General features: G+C 42.9%; 9 protein-coding genes and 2 pseudogenes. 9 read left to right on the top strand and 2 right to left on the bottom strand.

Features of this window, described 5'->3' with window-relative positions; genetic code table 11:
• Positions 1 to 14 precede the first annotated feature (14 nt).
• A complete protein-coding gene (locus WKK05_RS10305; RefSeq protein ID WP_341529634.1) occupies positions 15 to 5,012 on the top strand; it encodes a type I polyketide synthase in 4,998 nt (1,665 codons plus the stop codon).
• A gap of 129 nt (positions 5,013 to 5,141) precedes the next feature.
• Here WKK05_RS10305 and WKK05_RS10300 read toward each other — a convergent pair.
• A pseudogene (locus WKK05_RS10300) lies at positions 5,142 to 5,495 on the bottom strand (DUF4351 domain-containing protein); the annotation flags it as partial.
• A gap of 86 nt (positions 5,496 to 5,581) precedes the next feature.
• Here WKK05_RS10300 and WKK05_RS10295 point away from each other — a divergent pair.
• The gene (locus tag WKK05_RS10295) at positions 5,582 to 6,475 is read left to right on the top strand and encodes a transposase family protein (protein WP_341525207.1); all 894 of its coding nucleotides are present in this window, start codon (positions 5,582 to 5,584) and stop codon (positions 6,473 to 6,475) included.
• A gap of 163 nt (positions 6,476 to 6,638) precedes the next feature.
• Here WKK05_RS10295 and WKK05_RS10290 read toward each other — a convergent pair.
• Positions 6,639 to 7,235: pseudogene (locus WKK05_RS10290) on the bottom strand (hypothetical protein); the annotation flags it as partial.
• 242 nt (positions 7,236 to 7,477) lie between these two features.
• Between WKK05_RS10290 and WKK05_RS10285 the strand changes: the two are divergent.
• From WKK05_RS10285 to WKK05_RS10255, 7 genes are all read left to right on the top strand, one after another.
• Positions 7,478 to 12,244, top strand: a complete 4,767-nt coding sequence (locus WKK05_RS10285; protein WP_341529633.1) for a beta-ketoacyl synthase N-terminal-like domain-containing protein — start codon at positions 7,478 to 7,480, stop codon at positions 12,242 to 12,244.
• Positions 12,245 to 12,397: 153 nt separating this feature from the next.
• A complete protein-coding gene (locus WKK05_RS10280) occupies positions 12,398 to 15,367 on the top strand; it encodes an amino acid adenylation domain-containing protein (RefSeq protein ID WP_341529632.1) in 2,970 nt (989 codons plus the stop codon).
• Between the two features lie 115 nt (positions 15,368 to 15,482).
• Positions 15,483 to 16,649: an MFS transporter gene (locus tag WKK05_RS10275; RefSeq protein WP_341529631.1), complete on the top strand. Its 1,167-nt coding sequence runs from the start codon at positions 15,483 to 15,485 to the stop codon at positions 16,647 to 16,649.
• Between the two features lie 57 nt (positions 16,650 to 16,706).
• Positions 16,707 to 17,198 carry an SRPBCC domain-containing protein gene (locus WKK05_RS10270; RefSeq protein WP_341529630.1) on the top strand — a complete coding sequence of 164 codons (492 nt, stop codon included), beginning with the start codon at positions 16,707 to 16,709 and terminating at the stop codon, positions 17,196 to 17,198.
• Positions 17,199 to 17,330: 132 nt separating this feature from the next.
• The gene (locus tag WKK05_RS10265; RefSeq protein WP_341529629.1) at positions 17,331 to 18,692 is read left to right on the top strand and encodes a cytochrome P450; all 1,362 of its coding nucleotides are present in this window, start codon (positions 17,331 to 17,333) and stop codon (positions 18,690 to 18,692) included.
• Between the two features lie 86 nt (positions 18,693 to 18,778).
• Positions 18,779 to 19,516, top strand: coding sequence for a DUF4386 domain-containing protein (locus tag WKK05_RS10260; protein WP_341529628.1), 738 nt, complete (start codon positions 18,779 to 18,781; stop codon positions 19,514 to 19,516).
• A gap of 378 nt (positions 19,517 to 19,894) precedes the next feature.
• Complete coding sequence (locus WKK05_RS10255) at positions 19,895 to 20,641, top strand: PEP-CTERM sorting domain-containing protein (protein ID WP_341529627.1); 747 nt, start codon at positions 19,895 to 19,897, stop codon at positions 20,639 to 20,641.
• Positions 20,642 to 20,888: the final 247 nt, after the last annotated feature.

Genomic DNA, 20,888 nt, shown 5'->3' with positions numbered 1-20,888 from the left:
AATAGGAATTAATTATGGAAAATACCCAATCTCTATCCCCCACAAAACGCGCCCTTTTAGCTTTGCAAGAAATGCAAGCCAAGCTAGAAGCTAACGAGCGTGCTAAGACAGAACCAATAGCTATCATTGGTTTAGGTTGCCGATTTCCAGGAGGCAGCAACGATCCAGAATCATATTGGCAGATGTTGCGTAATGGGATAGATGCCATTGTAGAAGTACCAAGCGATCGCTGGGATGTTGACGCTTACTATGACCCAAATCCTGATGCTACAGGAAAAATGTATGTCCGCAACGCTGGGTTTCTCGACCAAGTAGACCAGTTTGACCCGCAATTCTTTGGGATTGCCCCACGGGAAGCTGTAAATATGGATCCTCAGCAGCGGCTACTTTTAGAAGTGAGTTGGGAAGCTTTAGAAAATGCCGGCATAGCACCAGACAAAATAGTTGGTAGTCCAACTGGGGTTTTTGTCGGGATTATGAATTTGGATTATTTCCAAATAGCTGCCAATGATCCCAATCACGCTGATACTCATACTGCCACAGGTAGCGCTTTTAGCGTAACTTCTGGACGCTTATCTTACACTCTCGGTCTGCAAGGGCCGAGCATGGCAATAGATACAGCCTGCTCTTCATCACTAGTAACTGTCCATGCAGCTTGCCAGAGTTTACGGTCAAGAGAGTGTAATTTAGCACTGGCTGGGGGAGTGAATTTAATTTTGACGCCAGTTGTAACTATAAATGAATGCCGCGCGCGGATGCTAGCTCCTGATGGTCGTTGCAAAACCTTTGATGCTGCGGCTGATGGTTATGCACGGGGAGAAGGATGCGGGATTGTCGTTCTCAAGCGATTAAGTGATGCGATCGCTGACGGTGACAATATTTTAGCCTTAATTCGCGGCTCGGCAGTCAACCAAGACGGACGCAGCGGCGGGCTGACGGTTCCTAATGGGCCATCCCAACAAGCAGTTATCCGCACAGCCTTGGCTAACGCTGGTGTTGCACCCAATCAGGTAAGCTATGTGGAAGCCCACGGCACAGGTACATCTTTGGGAGACCCCATTGAATTACGCGCTTTGGCAGCAGTGCTAGGCCAAGGACGTTCCCCCGACGAGCCTTTGATAGTTGGTTCAGCAAAAACCAACATGGGACACCTGGAAGCAGCCGCTGGAGTTGCGGGTTTAATTAAGTTGGTGCTGGCTCTGCAACATCAAGAAATCCCGCCGCATCTACATTTAAACAATCCTAATCCTTACATCCCTTGGGCAGAACTGCCGATTAAAATTCCTACAAAACTCACTCCTTGGTCTTCGCCCAACGGTTCGCGCATTGCGGGGTTGAGTTCTTTCGGTTTTAGTGGTACTAATGCTCATTTAGTAGTTGAAGAAGCGCCTTTAGAAATTCAAAATTCAAAATTCAAAATTCAAAAAGAAGATGCGCCAGAACGTCCCTTACACTTGCTCAGTCTTTCGGCAAAAACTGAAGGCGGATTACAGAAGTTAGCGAGTAAATTTTCCACGGCGTTCCAAAATAATCCCGAACTCAACCTAGCTGATGTCAGCTTTACTACTAACACAGGACGTTCAGTATTTCCCCATCGTTTAGCAGTAGTAGCTGAAAACTCAGCCCAAGTGCGTGAACAGCTAGCAGCTTTCGCCAGTGGTAATCAAGTATCAGGAGTATTCACTGGACAACCCCAAGACAATCGCCGTCCCAAGATTGCCTTTTTATTCACTGGTCAAGGTTCCCAGTCTGTCGGTATGGGACGCCAACTTTATGAAACCCAGCCAACTTTCCGCCAAGCTTTAGACCGCTGTGATACGATTTTGCAACCATATCTGCAAAAGCCTTTGTTGTCTGTACTTTACCCAGCAGCAGGCGATAATTCACCCCTCGACCAAACTGCTTATACTCAACCTGCTTTGTTTGCCCTGGAATATGCCCTATATGAATTATGGCGTTCTTGGGGAATTGAGCCTAGTGCAGTAATCGGTCACAGTGTCGGTGAATATGTAGCTGCTTGCATCGCTGGGGTATTCAGTTTAGAAGATGGTTTGAAACTGATTGTTGAACGCTCTCGCTTGATGCAATCATTACCATCTGGGGGTGAGATGGCAGCGGTATTGACCTCAGAAGAACGGGTAAAAGCTGCGATCGCTCCATATCCGAAAGTAGCAGTTGCCGCAGTCAATGGCCCACAAAGTATAGTTATTTCTGGTGAAGGAGTCGCTGTACAAGCTGTCATCAAGGAACTAGAAGCTGAAGGCATAGTAGTTCGTCCCTTAATAGTATCCCACGCCTTTCACTCTCCTCTCATGGAGCCGATACTGACAGAGTTTGAGCAAAAGGCAGCAAATGTTACCTATAGTTCTCCTCGCATAGATTTAATTTCCAATGTAACTGGAGAACTGGTACAGGGAAGCGAAATTGGTCAAGCTAGTTATTGGCGGCGTCATCTGCGGCAGGCGGTACGATTTGAATCAGGCATACAAACGCTGCAAAAACAAGGGTATGACCTGTTTGTGGAAATTGGCCCGCATCCCGTACTAATTGGTATGGCGCGGCAGTGTTTACCAGAAGAAACCGGGCTTTGGTTGCCTTCCTTGCGCCGTGGACAAGATGATTGGCAGCAGTTACTCCAGAGTGTAGCATCACTCTATGTCCAAGGTGTGAAAGTTGACTGGTCTGGCTTTGACCAAGATTATCAGCGTAGCCGCGTACCTCTGCCTACCTATCCTTTCCAAAGAAAGCGGTATTGGGTTGAGTTTCAAGCAGCCAAGCAACCTGAAACACAAATCATCTCAAATAAAGGTGTTGAAAATCCTATTCACAATCTGTTAAATGCTGGAAACACTCAACAACTGACGCGGAAGCTAGAAATAGTTGAACAACTGCCAGCAGAGCAAGTAGAGTCAATTCTAGAAAGTATGCGTCTTGCCCAACTTTCGCAACGCATTGTCCAGCTTTCTCCAGACAGATATGAACTGCTGAAACAATTGCTCTTACAAGACCAACAGCAATTAATTCCAGATTACTTAAGTAATGCATTATACGAGGTAGAGTGGCAACCCCAAGAGCGTTTAGTTCTGCCGCCTATTTCCGTCAACCAGCCCGGCAAATGGCTAATTTTTGCAGACCGCGCTGGTGTAGGGCAAGCATTGGCAGAACAATTGCAAGCGCGTCGGGAAAAATATGTGCTAATTTATCCTGGTGCAACCTATGAAATCTTAGAAGACGGGCATCGGCAAATTAATCCAGCTAATCCTGAAGATTTTCAACGACTAGTACAGGAAACTGTTGGAAACAATGGATTACCTTGTCGTGGAGTAGTGCATCTATGGAGTTTAGATGCCGCACTTGACGACCAAATTACACCATCGTCTCTGGAGAAGGCGCAATTACTGGGTAGTGGCAGTGTGTTGCATCTGGTTCAGGAACTAGTCAAACGGGGTAATTCAGTATTACCTCGGTTATGGCTAGTAACTTCTGGAACTCAACCCGTTGAGACAAAACCTGCTGCAATAGCAGTAGCGCAAGCCCCTGTGTGGGGACTTGGGAGAGCGATCGCTCTTGAACATTCTGAAGTTTGGGGAGGACTAATAGATTTAGACCCCAATATTTCTGGAGATCAGCAAGCTGTTTCTCTACTCACAGAAATTTGGCAGCCTGATGGCGAAGATCAACTGACTTTACGTAATGGCAAACGCTATGTTGCTCGTTTAACCCGTAGCAAACAACACAGCACAAAACCTGTGCAAATACAAGCTAATGGCACTTACCTAATTACTGGTGGCTTGGGTAGTTTAGGGCTGAAAGTTGCTCAGTGGCTAGTAGAACAAGGAGCGCGGAACTTGGTACTAGTAGGAAGGAGTGGTCTTCCTGAACGTGCTGAGTGGGCAAATCTACCACAAAATACCAACACCTGGGAACGGGTACAAGCAATTCAAGCCTTCGAAAATTTGGGTGCTAACGTCGTTATTGCTCAAGCTGATGTCAGCAATCAAGCTCAGATGTCTGCGGTATTTGCCCAGTTATACAATGCTCAAATTCCCTTAAAAGGAATTATCCATGCTGCTGGTATTGCTGAGTATCAAGAGTTACAAAATATAGACCTCAAGTCACTTGAATCTACTTTAAATCCCAAGGTAGCGGGTGGATGGCTCCTACATCAACTCAGCTTGGGGATGAATTTAGACTTCTTCGTTTGCTTCTCCTCAATAGCTTCAGTATGGGGTTCTAGAGGACAAGCACATTACGCGGCTGGCAATCATTTCCTCGATGCCCTTGCTCATTATCGCCAAGCTTTGGGAGTACCAGCTTTAAGCATAAACTGGGGGCCTTGGGCAGGCGGGGGTATGGCTGACCCAGAAATCCAAACCTTGTTAAAACGGATGGGGTTAGAAGCTTGGCAACCAGAACAAGGGATTGCAGTTCTAGCGCAGCTTTTGGGGACAAACACAGTCCAAGCAACAGCCGCCAAAGTTGACTGGAGTATCTTCAAACCAATTTATGAAGTCAAGGGACAGCGGCCACTGCTGAAACAATTTGGCAAAATACAGCCACAACAGCAAGATGAATCGCAACCAGCAAAACGCCCAGAGATTTTAGACCAATTGGACGCCTTACCAGCTAACAAACGTTACAGTTTCTTAGTTAATCATCTACAAAGTCAAGTTGCTCAGGTTTTGGGACTAGATTCATCTCAGCCCCCAGAAGTACAACAGGGATTTGTGGAACTAGGTATGGATTCCTTGATGGCTGTGGACTTGAAGAATCGCCTTGAAACCAGCTTGGGGCAAACCTTAAGCTCAACATTGGCTTTTAATTATCCCAACATAGAGACTCTTGCAAATTACTTAGCTAACGAAGTTCTTTCCTTAGAGCTAACAGTACAAAAGGAGCCACAAAAAGATACCATCGATGAATTATCTCAAGCTTCAGCCGAGTTAGAAGAACTTTCTGAAGACGAATTAGCTTCATTACTTGATGCAGAATTGGGGGCTTTAGTTCATTAAAAGCGACGGTAAACTCATCACCAAGGTGGGTGGAGAGATAGTCGCCTCGTAGCTTTGGGCATTGGTAACTTCTTCCTCATGCCCAAAAACTCCCTCATATTGGTGAGGGAGTTGTCATCGAGAAATTTTTTACGTTGTTTGATTTGCTTCCAACCAGTTAAGTAAATCCTCAATGGCTGTAAAATCTAATAAAGCCTCTCCAAGTGCTTCTAATTGCTCTAGGGAAAGAGTTTGAATGCGCCCCTGAACCTCTTTTGGTAACTCTCCTACCCGTTTTTGTAGTAGCCGTAGCACGAGAGTTTGCTCACCTTCCTGTTTTCCTCGCTCGTAGCCAATACGCTCGCCTGTGGTAATGTAGCTCATAGTCCGCTCCTGCTCAAACTGCTTAAACTCTAGCCAAAATTCTGCTTCCAAGGCTTTTGGTAAAATCATAACCCAATCAATAAATCGGTAAAGGTTACGAATATCTTTTTCTTGCAATCCTAATTAAACTTGTCCGAAATATTAACTTAGGAAAAGAAAAATGGTAAAACGTTAGATTGGGCGTCTACCATTTTCCACAATTAGTTATGATTTTAGATTATATACAAAAGTATCCACTACGAACAAAACAGATTTTAGGGATTAGTTACGAACAATTGCAATCACTGCTAAATTGCGCCTTAAAACGAAATCGATACATCAAAGCTAAACAAGAGAGTCATAAAATTAGAATTAATGCGGCTGGTGGTGGTCGTCCCGAAAAGCTATCAACCGAAGAACAAGTATGTTTATGTCTATTTTATCTAAGACAGATGCCAACATTCCAAGTATTAGGAATGCTATTTGGTGTTTCCAAAACCGAAGCTAATGATACATTTCACGACTGGATACCAATTCTTCGTGATATATTACCTGCTAGTTTATTAGAACAAGTATCAAATAATGAAAGTGATTTACTATTTGTTCAAGAAGTATTAACAAATTTTAGGCTATTAGTCGATAGCTTAGAACAGCCAATATATAGGGATTCTGACCAAAAAGAGCAACAGAAATATTTTTCTGGAAAGAAGAGACAACATACATTAAAAAGTCTGATAATTGGCATACCAGAAGGCAAAGATATTGTAGAGGTAGAAGTAGGTGTTCCTGGGCCAACAGCAGATATAAAATTGTTTCGTCAATCTCAAAATAAATTTGATAAATCTCAACCCTTTTCAGGTGATAAAGGCTTTCAAGGAGGTGAGAATATCACTACTCCTCATAAAAAGAAACCAAAACGAGAATTAACTCAACAGCAAAAAGATGAAAATAAGGCTTTATCTAGTAATCGGATATTCATTGAACATTTGATTCGATTACTTAAAATATTCCGCATAGCCTCACAAAGATTTCGCTTAAAGCTTGAGACGTATGAGCAGATTATTTTAACAGTTTGCGGATTAGTTAGGTTAAGAATTGGTAGCTTAGTTCTGCCAACTTAGCTAGTAGCAAAAATCATAAATTTTTAGAAATTAGGAGTTAATTTTTATGCCTCTAAATTATCACTAACTATCTCAAAGCCTTATAATTACGTATTTACGAAGATATCAAAGTTTTGCCCCAAAGCTTTGAACAGTCTGGCTTTGGAATTTTCGGACAAGTCTATTCATACAATCGGCGAATCAAGGTAAATTTCCAAGCTTTACGTTCTCCTGGCTTTTTACTTGTTTGCTGTGTCTTCAGATGCGCCATCACTACAGTTGCAAATGGGTTGTCACTGGCTTCTAATTCTGCCCACCGATTTTGATAATCCAGCAGCTTGACAGTTCCAAATTCAAAATTAAGCCTGGTATCCGGATAATTATAACTATATTGATTGGGTCGCCATGTCGGGTCTGTATCGCACAAAATCGCCAAACTCATGGCAGGTTTCGCAAATCTGTCAAAAATTCGCAGGTTGTAGGAAAACATTCTTTCTGTAAAGGTATCTTCTGATTTTGCCTGGATTTCTACATGGATTAATAGCCAAATTTCTTGTCCTTGAATTTGCCAGACTTTAACTAATTTATCTGCATATCTCCTACCAAGTTCTGCTTCGCGGGCTATTTGTTGAAATTCCTTGTCGAGAAATTCGTGGGGACGTTCCCAATTAATTATTTCTGCTGTTTGGGGAAAGAAAAATTGCATTGCTTGGGGAAAGTAAGCTTCTAAAATTTCTTTCCACGGACTATCATTATCTGCTCTTTCCACTTCCTCTTTCATCAGTTAATTAGTAGATGCTATACCTGTTCTAATCTATATTCTGTACTCTACAGTTCATCTAGTATTGTCTGAAATTTTCATGCATATAGTAAGGATTTGCACGAAAACAGCAGACTGAAACAGTATTTAGATGTGTTTGCCCTGCCCCTAGAACCCTTTTGCAAGAGATTCTTACCCCAGATTGCATCAAAGTTACTTGTTTTACCGTTAATTCTTTAAGCAACACCGAGAAATTATTAAAAATGAGTAATACTTTAGAAACTATTGATAATCGCGATCGCTTAAAACAAGCTCTTTTGGCAGTCAGGGAAATGCGCTCGAAGCTAGAAGCGGTGGAACGTGCTAAAACAGAGCCGATTGCTATTATTGGTATGGGTTGCCGGCTTCCTGGCGCTAACAATCTCCAAAGTTTCTGGTCTTTACTACATGACGGCGTGGATGCCATCAGCAAAGTTCCCAAAGACCGATGGAATATCGATGAATTCTACGATCCAAACCCTGATGCACCAGGGAAAATTTATGTGAAAAGTGCTGGTTTTATCGACCAAGTAGACCAGTTCGACGCCCAATTTTTTGGCATTACCCCGCGAGAAGCGGAAAATATAGATCCCCAGCAGCGGCTAGTTTTAGAAGTGAGTTGGCAGGCAATTGAACACGCTGGTATTGCACCAGAACGCTTGAGAAACAGCCAAACAGGTGTGTTTGTCGGGATTACCACCAATGACTATTTACAACTGCAAATTGGGTCTAGCGATCGCAGTAAAATTGATGCTTACAGTGCTACAGGTAATTGTCTCAACGCTGTAGCTGGTCGTTTGTCATATACTTTGGGTCTACAAGGCCCCAGTATGATAGTGGATACGGCTTGCTCATCTTCATTAGTAGCGATTCATTTAGCTTGTCAAAGTCTACGTACACAAGAATCAGATTTAGCCTTAGCTGCTGGGGTGAACCTCATCCTCTCACCAATTGCGACCATTGCTACTTGTCGCGCTAGGATGTTAGCCCCTGATGGTCGTTGCAAGACCTTTGATGCGTCTGCGGACGGTTTCGCTAGAGGAGAAGGTTGCGGTGTTGTCGTACTCAAGCGATTGAGTGATGCGATCGCTGATGGTGATAATATCTTAGCCTTGATTCGCGGCTCAGCAGTTAACCAAGACGGGGCAAGCAGCGGTTTGACAGTTCCCAATGGAGTCGCCCAGCAAACATTGATTCGTAAAGCCTTGGCTAACGCTGGGGTAGAGCCAGCACAAGTCAGCTATGTAGAAGCCCACGGCACAGGCACATCTTTAGGAGATCCCATCGAAGTCGAGTCTTTAAGTGCAGTGTTGGGCCAAGGACGTTCTCAAGAGGAACCTTTAATTATTGGTTCAGCAAAAACCAATATCGGTCACTTGGAGTCAGCTGCTGGAGTGGCAGGGCTGATTAAGGTGGTGTTGGCATTACAAAATCAAGAAATACCTCCGCATCTGCACCTGAAAAATCCCAATCCTTTTATTCCCTGGGCAAAGTTACCAGTAGTAGTCCCAACCCAGAGAACACCCTGGACTTCAGGAGATAAACCCCGGATTGCTGGGTTAAGTGGGTTTGGTGTGACTGGCACTAATGCTCACCTTGTGATCGAAGAAGCCCCAGCCAAGCAACAGCAGCCCAACGAAGTAGAACGTCCTCTACATTTGCTGAGTCTCTCGGCAAAAACTGAAAGCGGCTTACAAGAATTAGTTAGTAATTTTTATACAACGCTCAAAGCTAATCCTGATTTAAACCTAGCCGATGTCAGCTTTACTGCTAATACAGGACGTTCAACCTTTGCCCATCGTCTAGCAGTGGTAGCTGAAAATTCAGTGCAGGTGAGTGAGCAACTTGCAGCTTTCAACATTGGACAAGACCCTGGTGGATTATTCAAAGGACAAGTTGAGAAGTCTCGTCAACCTAAAGTTGCCTTTTTGTTCACTGGTCAAGGTTCCCAGTATGTCGGCATGGGACGCCAACTCTATGAAACCCAGCCAACTTTCCGCCAAGCTTTAGACCGTTGCGATGTAATCCTGCGTCCATATTTGCAAAAGCCTCTTTTATCTGTACTCTACCCAGCAGCAGGGGAGAATTCACCCCTCGACCAAACAGCCTACACTCAACCTGCTTTGTTTGCCTTGGAATATGCCCTGTGTGAATTATGGCGTTCTTGGGGAATTGAGCCGAATGCAGTGATAGGTCACAGTGTCGGTGAATATGTAGCTGCTTGTGTAGCTGGTGTATTCAGCTTAGAAGATGGGCTGAAACTGATTGCTGAACGCTCTCGTTTGATGCAGACATTGCCCTCTGGGGGTGAAATGGCAGCGGTGTTTGCATCAGAAGACCAAGTGAAAGCAGTTATAGCTCCGTATACCGAGCAAATTTCTATTGCAGCAGTCAATAGTCCGCAAAATGTGGTTATTTCTGGGGCAAAGTCAGCAATACAAGCAGTATTGCAAAAACTAGAGTCACAAGGAATTGAATTCCGCAGCTTGCGAGTTTCTCACGCTTTTCATTCTCCGCTGATGGAGCCAATTTTGGCAGAGTTTGAGCAACGTGCTAGTGAGTTGGTCTACAGTGAACCTCAAATAGACCTGATTTCCAATGTGACTGGAAAACTAGTACAAGGAGCCGGAATTGGTCAAGCTAGTTATTGGCGGCGTCATCTACGGCAGGCAGTACAATTTGCCGCAGGTATAGAGACACTGCAAGCTCAAGGGTATGACCTATTTGTAGAAATTGGCCCAAATCCAGTACTTATAGGTATGGCGCAACAGTCCATATTTCATGGAGTCGGAGTTTGGTTGCCTTCCTTACGTCGTGGACAAGATGATTGGCAGCAGTTATTGCAGAGTTTAGCATCCTTATATATCCAAGGTGTGAAAGTTGACTGGTCTGGCTTTGACCAAGATTATCACCGTAACCGCATACCTTTACCTACCTATCCCTTCCAGCGCCAACGTTACTGGATTGAAACTATAGCAGTCGAGGCAAGCTCTCAGCCACAGCTAACCCAAAAACCAGAAATTCCTGTCATTAGCATCTCTGATGTGAACTTAGAGGAACGCATCTTAACTCTAGCCGCGAAGACAACCGGACTTAAGCCAGAGCAACTGAGTTTGGATATTTCCCTAGAAGCAGACTTGGGGCTGGATTCAATCATGATGATGCAACTCATGAGCGGTCTGGTGAAACTGGTTCCAGCAGAACAACAAACTGCATTTAGTAGCAAGTTTTCTTTGCGTGACTTAATGCAGTTGCAGACATTGAGACAAGTAGTCCAGATATTTGAAGAGTGGCAAACCTCTGAGACGCAAGGCACAGTTAGCGGTGCAGAAACTGTAGTTGTTAACCCAGAAACTTTACAACAGCCAGAAACTGAGAACGTAGAAATACTTCATGGGCAGTATTTTCACTTACTGGGACATTGGGTGGTTAATTCCAATAGCCTATTTTCTAGTTTGCGGTTGCAGGGAGATTTCGATTTAGATGTAGCTTGGCAGAGTTGGAAAGACTTGCTATCTCGGCATCCGATGTTGCGATCGCATTTCCATGTCCCAGCGGGTGCAACTCGCTTTAATGACTACTATATGGAAGTTCTCGAAGATTTAAATCCTCCAGAAATTCCAGTTACAGATATTAGACATCTTGACAGTGATGCTAAAGAACAAGCTGTACAAGCAGAAGTTCATCGCTGGTTAAATTACGAATGGCCGCTAACTCAATGGCCGCTGCATCGCTTTTCTGTATTGCGCCTAGAAGATTCGGTGTATCAGCTCTTTTTAGGCAACGAACACCTAATTTCTGATGCTCTGGGAAATCATCTTATATTGCGCGAATTTATGGAAATTTATCGCGCCCATATCTGCAACGAGCAGCCAGATTTACCGCCAGCCACAACTCTTCAAGAGTACCGAGAAATCGTGCAAACGATGAACGATTGGCATGATCCCGAAGAAGAGCGATCGCTTACAGCCTACACTAGTAGCCAAGGTAAGGATTCTTACTTCTGGAATCCTCAAGGCAAAGTTGTTGACTACCCACTGCCGCAATTCCGCACCCAGCGGTACATTTTAGCAAAGGATCTGACTGCCAAGCTGATTGAACGCACCCGTGACTGGCGAGTACCAGTAAATTCTCTCCTACTTGGAGCATTTTTGCGCTCAATTGTCAAGTTACAAGAGACTTCCCAATCAGTAATTGTTCAAGTCCCCACTGGCGGTAGAGTTTATCCTGGCGCTGATGCTTCTCATGTGGTTAGCAGTTTCGCGCAGAATTTAGCCTTGAGTTTTACACCACCGCAACCGAATGAAGACTGGCAAATTCTATTAAACCGCGTGCATCAAGAAGTCCAAAATGGCATTGCCAGCGGTATTGACCGCGCTCAAACTCGCCAGATGGGTATAATGTTCCGCGACAATATTCCGTTAGAAGATGGCAAACTACCAGAGCATAGTTTATCTATGTTCCGCAGCGTCTTGAAATCGAATTTGTACTTTCCCTACACAGGACATACCCAGATTCAAACTCAGTACGGTTCTGTAGAAATAATTGATTATCAAGCAGGCGGCATAAATGCTGCTGGAACCATTGATATATTACAGGAGATATTTGACGGCAAGTTGCATTTGTTTGCCAGTTATGACAGCAAATTCTTCGACTTGTCGGTTGTTGATGAACTGATGCGGGAATACATTACTCAGATAGAAGAATTATCTTCACTGACAATTCAACCCCAGCAGCCAAGCCAACAACTACCAGCATCACCAGCAGATGCCAAAATGGAGTCCACGATTCGACAGGTAGCAGAGGAGATTTGCCACTACCACATTAGTTCCGAAGAAATGGACAAAGATATCGAGGCAGACTTAGGTGTAGATTCTCTAGAACGCATCCGCATCATTACCCGCCTAGAAAAGCTAATTGGAAAAGTAGACCGCCAAGCCTTACTAAGTTGTAGAAGTTTGCAGGAAATGGCAAACACACTCAGTAAATGAGTCAGGAGTAGAGACGCGATTCATCGTGTCTGTACAGGAGTCAGGAGTAGAGACGCGATAAATCGCGTCTGTACAAGAGTCAATTTTCTTATCCTGCTCCCCTACTCCCTACTCCCTATTCCCCAATCCCCAATTAATAGGTAAATCATTGAGATGAGTAATATTAAAGAAATTCCTTACTTAAAAATTGTAGAACAAGTTCAGCAAACGCCAGATGCGATCGCAGTTCTACACCAAGACACTCAACTAACTTACGCACAGTTACATCGCCTTTCTAATCAGGTTGCTAATTATTTAGAGACTCAAGGCGTAGGGCCAAATACTCTTGTTGGCATTATGACCCAACGTGGCCCTTTGATGCTGGTCGGAATTTTAGGTATCCTCAAGGCTGGTGGTGCTTATGTTCCCCTCGACCCTTCTTACCCAGGGGAACGCATTCGTTACATTCTCGAACACGCCAAGATTGAGACTTTGCTGACTGAGTACCAAGTAACTAATAAACTCGAAGAGTGCTTGGATGCGGCATTACCATTGCAAACCTTGATGTTCTTGGACGATGGCGAAACCTTCCTACCTAGCAAAGAACTACAAATACTTAATAAAAATACTTGGTCTACTTTCCCAGACCAAGACCCGGAATATATTAATGATCCCAATGATTTGATGACGGTTTTGTATACTTCTGGCTCTACTGGACGCCCCAAAGGAGTTATGCTCAATCATCGGGGCTACATGAACCGCCTCCGCTGGATGCAAGATACATTCCAGTTAAAACCTGGGGATAGAGTTGCTCAAAAAACTTCTTTCTGTTTCGACATCTCGGTTTGGGAACTCTTTTGGACGCTGATGGAAGGAGCTACTATTTGTCCAATAGCTAGGGAAATAGTAATTAATCCTTGGGAACTTGCTCAGTGGCTCAAAGATACCCAAATTAATGTGATGCATTTCGTGCCTTCATTGTTTGGTGAATTTATCAGTGCTTTAGAAGATGAATCATGGGAATTCCCTGATTTGCGCTGGTTAATTTTTAGTGGTGAAGCTTTACCTTTACCTTTTATCCAACGTTGGATTGATAAGTATGGTACAGGTACTGGACTAGCAAATCTCTATGGCCCAACTGAAGCATCTATTGACGTGACTGCACATCTCATTGAGGAACGTCCTGATGAAAAAGTGACTAGTCAAATTCCTATCGGCAAAGCGATTGATAATGTTTACATCAAGATTTTAAATGACCAAATGCAGCCAGTTGTACCTGGGCAGTTGGGAGAACTTTGGATTGGAGGCGTCCAACTTGCCAAGGGTTACTTGAATGATTCGCAACGCACATCAGAAGCATTTCGCCCGAATCCGTTTCCCCAAATTCCTGGAGAGCATCTTTATCGGACTGGTGATTTAGCTAAGGAGTTGCCAGATGGTAGTTTTGAATATCACGGACGTATCGACCATCAGGTGAAAATTCGGGGTTTTCGTGTCGAACTGGGAGAAATCGAAAGTGTTCTCAATACTCACCCAAGTGTACGCGAGGCGGCAGTTTTAGCTGTGGATTATGGCGCTGGGCAGAAAAGATTGATAGCTTGGTTGTCTGGAAACAAGGTGGACAATCGCCAAATCAAGCAACATCTTTCTCAACTACTGCCTGATTACATGATTCCGCAACGTGTGGAATGGCTGCCGAGTCTACCAAAGAATCACAATGGTAAGCTGGATCGCAAAGCTTTACAAGCACTGTTGGATGAGAATCAGCCGAAAAAAAAACTGAGTGAGAAGGCTGAAGTTTCTGTTCAAGAATACCTACCACTGGGGCCGGCTCAACGTTGGTTAGTGACATACTTTGAGCCACCTTACCAGTGGACAGGATATACACGTTTTCGCTACCGCCAAGCTTTGAATCTGGACGTTTTTAACAAAGCTCTCAATTTGATGGTGGTGCGGCATTCTGGGTTGCGTAGTTTATTTGTTCAACGCAATGGACAATGGCAGCAGCAAATTCTGGGTACAGAAAAGCAATTGCCTGTAGATTTCTTTGATGGTAGTCAACTGACAGCGGCACAGCGCGATGAAGAAATCCGCTCAAGGATAGAGCAGAGCAGTCAAAAACTGCGTTTGGATCAATGGCCGTTATTGGCAACAATCGTAGTCAAAGTTGATGAATCATCTTATGACATCGCCATGATTGCCCACCATATCATCGCTGATATGCTGAGTACAACTGTGCTGTTCAAGGAACTCTGGTATGCCTATGACCAGATTTTGGCAGGTAGTGTACCAACCTTTGAAAACCCCTCCCCACCTTCCTACGCAGATTTGGTGCGTCTACTAGTGGCAGAAGACGAAAGTGGAGCCTTAGCCAGCCATGTTGATTATTGGAAAGCACAATTTCCTTCTCGACAATATACGCTTCATGTTCCCTTTGACCAGATTAAGGGGGCTAATGTTGAAGCTTCTGCTGCGATTCAACGATTCACTCTGACTAAAAGCCAGAGCGATACATTGTTACGCAAAGCTAAACAGCATTACGGTAGCAATTTGTATACACTTTTACTCGCTCCTTTATACCAATTAATGGCTGTTTGGTGTGGCAAGTCTTGGGTAGTAATCAGCCATCGCAGTCACGGCAGAGATTTGGGTGATAACCATATCTATTGGGAAAGCTTTGGTAACTTTGCAGTAAATTACCCCCTTGGAGTAATGGTAGAGTATGACGAAAAGTGGGAGAAAACCATCAAGCATATCAAAGAAGGGTTTGATGGACTACCGATGAATGGTGTTACTTTTGATTGGATTTGCGATCGCTTACCCAACTATATCTATCCCGATGCAAATCTCACATCGATTCGAGCCAATTATTTGGGAAATCGCACACAGCCTAAGTTTGACTTGTTTGAGTTCAGTGAAGAAGAACGCGATCGGCGTTTGTCTCCTCCTGAACAAAAACGCACAACTTTGTTAGAGTTTTTCTTTTCTATTGTTGATGGCAATTTCCAACTAGAAATTGAATACTCTCGCAATTTCCACCAGTCTGGAACTATCAAGTCTCTTGGCGAACAATACTTGGAGTTGATAGAGAAAATGCTTGCACCTATATCGTCAGTCAAAGAAAGCGTTGCACATGGTAAATAACTTTCAGCAATACTTGTGAAGCAAGCCAGCGTTGCTGTTATTCATCTTAATCATTCCTGAGTTCAGCAACGCCAATATTTTACTTTGACTGCAAATATATAACTTGATCAAAACAATGCAGGAAGTCTCTTCAACAACATCAACTTCTCCCTTTTCTACCGGATTACCAGCTTTGTATATTATCAGTTTTTTGTCTGGTATTTCTATGGGGCTGTTTACTCCCTTTATCTCGACACTGATGGCTCAACATCAAGTTGATGATGTTTGGATAGGGGCTAATTCTACAGTTTACTTTTTGACAATAACGCTAACAGCACCTTTTGTAGCCAAAATATTACGTCAATTAGGATTGCGTAAAACTATGATGCTTGGCTTGGCACTGATGGGTTTGAGTGCGCCGCTATTTCCTCTAACTACACAAATGCCTTTATGGTTTTTCATCCGCGCGGTGATGGGAATTGCTTCTTGCTTGTATTTAGTTTGTGGACAAACTGGATTACACAGCTTTTGCCATGACAGCAATCGAGCCAGAGCCAGCGGTTTTCATGCTCTTGCTTATAGTTTCGGGTTTGGTATTGGCCCAGTTATGGGTTCTGCCCTCTATAGTGTTTCGCCCAAAATTAGTTTTTTTCTCGGCAGTCTTTTAGTTCTCAGTGGTATTGTTGTTGTTTGGATAGGCTTGCCAGAAAAGGCGATCGCTTTTCAATCTTCGTCACGTACTAGTTTTAAAAAGCTCACACTCCCGCTTCAGGGTGCGTTTGCTTATGGTTTTACTGTAGCAACTTTAGTTTCACTATATCCAGTATATTTGCTGCGCCAAAACTACAGTGTGACGCAGATAGGTTATACCTTTACTGTCTTCGTAATTGGTGGTTTGCTTGCTACTATTCCAGTTACACATTTAGCTGATAAATTTAACAGATTAAAAATTCTTTTAATCTGTGTATGTATTGCATTAATTTCCATCCTGTCTCTTTCCTTAAGTAGTAACTTCATTACTACTCAGATTTTTACTTTTATTGCCGGAGCTAGTGTCAGTCCAATTTTTCCTTTAGCACTGGCACTCATTGGAGCAAAGCTTTCTCGCAATGAATTATCTGCTGGCAGCGCCATGTTCACAGCCATATATGGTTCTGGATGTGCTGCTGGGCCGATACTTTCCTCATTAGTTATGAAAGTTGCCAACGCGCAATATATCTTTAGCTTAATTTTAATTCTATTTGCCCTACTTGTAGTTCAGATTATCCGTAACTCTCAACAGAAGTATAGTCCAAACTACTAAATAAAATGCATATTTTGCAGATAGTTTCCCCACAGAAAACCAAACAGGAGAAAAAGCATGGCTCTTTCTACATTCCCGACAACAAATAAAACATCAAATTGGCAAACAAGCTTGGAAATTTATACAGAGGTTGAAATCGCAGCTAAAGCTGAAAAAGTCTGGAGTATTTTGACAAATTTTAATGATTACATCAACTGGAATCCTTTTATAGTCAAAGCTGAAGGAAAGATTCATCAAGGCGCTAAGATTACCATCCATGTACAACCCCCTGGTTTAAAGAGTATGGTTTTTAACCCGACAATTATCAAAACCGAAGAAAACCGGACATTGGTATGGGAAGGCAAATTTATATTGCCGGGTATGTTCGATGGGGAACACACTTATATTATTGAAGAATTGGGAAATCAAGGTGTTCGCCTAATTCAAAAAGAGACTTATACAGGTTTACTTATTCCTTTTCTAGCGAAAAAACTCAGCAAAAATACACGAGGTGGCTTTGAATTAATGAATCAAGCCATAAAAAATTTAGCAGAATCGCAACCCTCATAGGTTTGCACTCAATTGGGGGGTTTTGACACTTGCAATTCTCCTCAATCCCTACTAAATGAAGATAAATTATTTGATGCTTGCAAATAGTCTCAAAAACTGATAAAAACTTAGCAATCTCTAAGGAGACACTTGATGGCTACCGATGTAACTTCCACCCATAATACAACGCCAGGAAAGACCCAAGGCCCCAACTTATTAGGCTCACTTAGTGCTTTCAACAGACTGGCAAATGATCCTCTTCAACTTTTTTATGAACTTCATAGTCAATATGGAGATATCGTATGTTTAAATTTAGGATTTAAAAAAGTTTTTGTTATCAATAATCCCCTTTATATTAAGTATGCATTACAAGAAAATATTAAGAACTATAACAAGCTCAAGCGTTTAGAAATGCAAACTAAGCTGCTTTTTGGAGAAGGGTGGACTAATAAAATTAACCGTCAAATTATTCGACCCTTTTTCGAGCCTCAGCATTATGCCACTATGGATGCTGCGATCGCAGATGCTACTCAAAAGATGCTTGTCCGTTGGCAGAATTTTGCTGAAAACCGCCAACCAATTGATGTAGCAGCAGAAATGATGCGGTTGAGTCTGGCTTTTACGGGAAAGACTTTGATTGGGAATGATTTCAACTCAGGGCTGGATGATGTGGCTCTAGCGATGCAAGTGATTATAGAACACTTCAATGCTACGGCTGTATCGAACTTTAATGTACCAGAAAGTTTTCCCACCGCAGCCAATCGTAAGTATCTGGCAGCTGTACAAACACTCCAATCAGCAGTAGACCAAATCATTGCAGAACGCCAAAATCATGGTTCAGATAAGGAAGATTTACTTTCAGTGTTGCTGGCATGGCGTGATGAAACAGGTACAGGCTTGAGTGACAAACTGTTACGCGAAAGGCTGTTGTGGATTCTATTACCTGCCTTTGAACCGATTGGCAGAGCGCTATCTTGGGTCTGGCATTCGTTGTCACTCAATCCCAATGTTGAGCGTCAGATGCAAGCTGAACTCGTGAGAGTACTTGGCGATCGCCAACCAACTTTCGATGATTTGCCAAAGTTGAATTACACTAAGCTAATTGTGCAGGAAACACTGCGGATGTATCCGCCATTTTGGGTGATTGGTCGGGAAGCGATTGAAGATGACGTAGTTGGTGGTGTACACATCCCAGCTAAATCGATGCTTTTATTCAACATATATGGAGTACAGCACAACCCACAATATTGGGATAATCCAGAAGGTTTTGACCCGGAACGCTTTACGCCAGAACGTGCTAGAAATCGGGTTGGCGCTGCCTTTATTCCTTTCAGTATCGGCCCTCGTGCTTGTCTGGGATACAACCTATCAATTATGCAGATCCAGTTGGTGATCGCTTTGGTCGCACAAGCTTACCGTTTAGAATTAGTCCCAGGACATCCAGTTGAACCAGCTGCTATGGTTTCTCTGTTACCGCGTCATGGCATTCAGATGAATTTGTCCCAAAGAGCATAATGGGTTTTTCTTCGTGTCTTGGTGGTTTAAAAATAACGTATTTACCACCAAGACACAAAATAGAAGTTTGCAAATAAATCGCACACATGAACAATGCTACTAAGATGCACATTGGCCAGCAGCACCGAGTATCAGCAGTGTCTTTACCCAAAATAACTGCGCTGTTTTTGGTGTTGGAAGTTATTCTGTTTATGACTGCCTTTAGGGTTTTATCCAACGCAGTCAATTGGCCTGCTGGCTTGGATGAACCCGCCAGCGTGGTTCTACCCTTAATTGCCAAGCATCACAGTGCTGTCATCGCAGGCTATTACAGCTATATGCTGTCGTCAATTTTGCTGATTCCGCTCTCTCTCTTGCTCCACCGCATACTAGCTAGTGGGAAGGGGCTGTTGTTGACGACTGCTACCATGTTTGGGGTACTAAGTGGTGTGATGAAAAGTCTGGGGATATTGCGCTGGCTCTTTCTTATGCCATTTCTTGCAGATACTTATGTGAATCCAGGAACGAGCGCAACTACACGTGAAACTATTGGCTTAATCTACGACGCTTTTAACTTGTATGCAGGCAAGATTGGTGAGCATCTGGGAACGCAGTTGCTTACTGGCTTGTGGGTTGGGTTAATTGCGATCGCCCTGCTGCGGTCTCGGTTAATCTCACGCTGGATTGGCTGGCTTGGTATCATTGTTGCGATCGGATGGCTCGTGAGTTTGGTTAAAGACTTTGGTATATCTGTAGGCCCGGTAGTGTTCATCAGCATGACGCTGTTAAATATCTGGTATCTCACCCTTGCTGTGGGACTTTTCAAGTTAAAAAGTGTTAATTAACATGCATAGTCAGCAGTACTTTGTCAAATTTAATTCTCAAAAAGCAAAATTTTCTAACTTATCCTGAACTGCATTTTCTATTTTCTAGATTCATTTAATTAGTACATACACCAAGCTCAAAAATAGAGCTTTCTTTGAGAAATCAACAACTAAGTTAAGCGTTTCTTATAAGTTAGACAAAATACATTTTTTTTAGAGGATATACTGTAGACTAAACTTTATTATCTGCAAATTTTGCGAAAAACACATAATAAAATGTCAGGCTTTTCAAAGTTCCTGAGCAATTATTTAATCAAATCAAGAATAAAGTTAGCAAAGCAATTTTGCAGATTCTCTTAGAGCAAGATCCGTTCTTTCAAGCTTTTTTAAACTTAACCTATGCTTAACTACAACCCGCTAATAATTTTGGGACTGACTACCACCGTTTTAGTATCCGCACCTCTGGCTGTTCATGCTGAGGCCAAAGTCTACAGAGAAATAGGTGGTAAAGAGAGCATTAGGTTTGATCCTAATGCGCTTACTCTCCTGGAGTCTTTAGGTTTATCTTTGGGTGGGGGACAGAGTACAATTGACCCAGATCCTGGTTTTACTTATGGATTAGCCTTACTTCCTCCCAGTTCAGATCCTAATGTTCTAGGCACTGATTTTCAGTTCCGTTATGATCCAGAAACAGGCGTCTACATCCCTCTGGGTGACATAGAAAGATTTTCGGGAAGAGTATTTTTCAATGTAGATCCCAACAAGCTAACTTTGCCTTCTCAAAATGTTGATTTCAACGGTTTCGCGATCGACTCCGATCCCGCATTTAACTTTTATGTAGAATCTAATGGTTTACGTTTGTTTGATGTAAAATCATCAGGTTCTCCTACTTTTGATCTTAATACTAATACTTGGACTCTCCAAAATATAGATTTGATAGCAAGTCAAGAGTTTAGCGATTTGCTTGTAGCTGCTGGAGCTAGTCAGCCAATTGCAGGTTTGAAACTAGGCGAAGCTCAAGGAGAAAGAGCTTTTATAGATGTTGCCGCCACCCAAGTTCCTGAACCTGAAAGTACATTGGCAATCTTAACTGCTGCCAGTGCAGCGCTAGCTCTGCGTAAGCGGCGTAATCGTTCCGCACTATAAGTTTTTAAAGATTCAGGTTTCGTTAGTTTCTTCTCAGAGCTGCATTCAGAATTTATTTGAACTTTCTGGTTGGAAAAGCTAAATTCTCAATCAACAGCTAAAAAATTCCAATTTTTTACTTTTGTTGAAAACTAGCTTTTCACGCTTTTATTCTGAAAAAGTTTACTATAAAATGCACTTGAAAAAATCTGACATTACCTGAATACTTACTAAGTGTTGATTCCAGGACTTGCTATCGATTCAGTGT

This window comes from Nostoc sp. UHCC 0302, from assembly GCF_038096175.1.
GTDB lineage: Bacteria > Cyanobacteriota > Cyanobacteriia > Cyanobacteriales > Nostocaceae > UHCC-0302.
The sequence above is the reverse complement of the archived record's forward strand: the minus strand, read 5'-3'. Positions and strand labels throughout refer to the sequence as shown.